At 70.1% G+C, this 1,517-nt stretch carries 2 protein-coding genes; both read left to right on the top strand.

The window, feature by feature from the left end; genetic code table 11:
• Positions 1–130 precede the first annotated feature (130 nt).
• Positions 131–496: a hypothetical protein gene (locus tag ACTWQA_RS58900; RefSeq protein ID WP_443167480.1), complete on the top strand. Its 366-nt coding sequence runs from the start codon at positions 131–133 to the stop codon at positions 494–496.
• Positions 487–1,517, top strand: a 1,031-nt coding sequence (locus ACTWQA_RS58895; protein ID WP_443167479.1) for a transposase, incomplete at its 3' end; no start/stop codon positions are given. The genes ACTWQA_RS58900 and ACTWQA_RS58895, both read left to right, overlap by 10 nt.

Below are 1,517 nucleotides of genomic sequence, written 5' to 3'. Positions count from 1 at the left end.
CCATCCCGGCCACCTGGTCATTGATCGCGTTGAGCCAGGCCATCCGCGTCAGAGCTAATGAACCAGTCCCGGTCCGAAACACCTATCAGCCGCGGGTAGTTTGATCACCCGTTGGAAGAGGTTGGAGCAGGTGGCAGGACCACAGCAGGACCCCAAGCAGTCCCCGTCCCGCGCGAGCGGGACAGGTAAGCGTACGCGGCTGGCGCCGTCGGTGAAGTACCAGGTGTTCGTCGAGGTGCTCACCGGGCAGAGCACGCAGGGCGAGGCGGCCGACAAGTACGGCGTGAACCGGATGACGGTGAACCAGATCTGCAAGACCGCCAAGCAGGGCGCGCTGGACGCGCTGGCAGGCGCCTCCACGGTCGGCCGTCCGGGCAAGAGCCCCGAAGCCGTCGAGCTGGAGGTGGCCCGCCGGGAGATCGAGCGGCTGCGGGCCACAGTGACCGAGCAGGCCGTCGCGCTCCACCTGCACCAGGGAAAATCGCTTTGGGGCTGAACACCGGCCTGGTCCCGCCGCGAGTCGACGCCTGCGTCAAGGCCGGTCTGCTGGAGCTCGTCACGCACGCGGCGCGCGAGGGCGGCTGGTCGACCCGCCGCTCGGCCGCGCTACTGGGCCTGGATCACGTGCGGGTGCTGCGCTGGCAGACGCGAGCGGTGGTCGGCCGGCTGGACGACGCCAAGCCCGGCCCGGAGATCGCGCTGCACGCGCTGCTGCCGTGGGAGCGCGAGGCGATCGTGAAGATTGCCGAGGATTGGCTGGGGATCGACCGTTCCCACCGCAAGCTGGCCCATCGCGGCTCCCGGTTGGAGGCGTTCTATGCGTCGGAGTCGACGGTGCTGCGGGTGCTGCATGCCGCCGGGGTCGTCGTGCCCGAGCGTCCCGCGCGCGAGCGGCGGCCCCGCCGCGCGTGGCCCGAGTGGGCCGACCTGGTCCCCGGCGTCATCACCATCTACGACTTCACGCATTTCCGCGGCCTGCCGCGGTGGTGCGCGATCGCGGTCATGGACGTGGTGTCGCGCTACTGGCTGGCCACCGTCGTCTCGCCGGAGGAGACCTCCACCCAGGTCGAAGTCGCCTACACCCGCGCCTTGACCGTGCTGGGCAAGACCCACCTGCTCGACGACGAGCGCTTCCTGGCCGAGCTGCGCGGCGGGCAGGTGCCCGACCACGACGACTTCCCGGTGCTGCTCGCCCTGTCCGACAACGGGCCACAGATGACCTCCTCGGCCACCCGCACGTTCATGGCCGGGGCCCGCATCGCCCAGCACTTCGGACGTCCCGGCACCCCCAACGACCAGGCCTGGGTCGAGTCGCTGTTCGGGCACGTCAAGGACGAACACCCACACCTGGACAAGATCACCGACCCGTACGAACTGGAGGCCGAACTGGACGCCATCCGCACGCTGTATAACGAGGTACGCCTGCACGAGGGCATCGGCTACGTCACCCCTGACGATGAGCACCACGGCCGCGGCGAGGCCATCCGGGCCGCCCGTCGCGCGGGGCTGAAGGACGC

Source organism: Nonomuraea sp. 10N515B (genome assembly GCF_052245915.1).
Lineage (GTDB): Bacteria > Actinomycetota > Actinomycetes > Streptosporangiales > Streptosporangiaceae > Nonomuraea.
The sequence above is the reverse complement of the archived record's forward strand: the minus strand, read 5'-3'. Positions and strand labels throughout refer to the sequence as shown.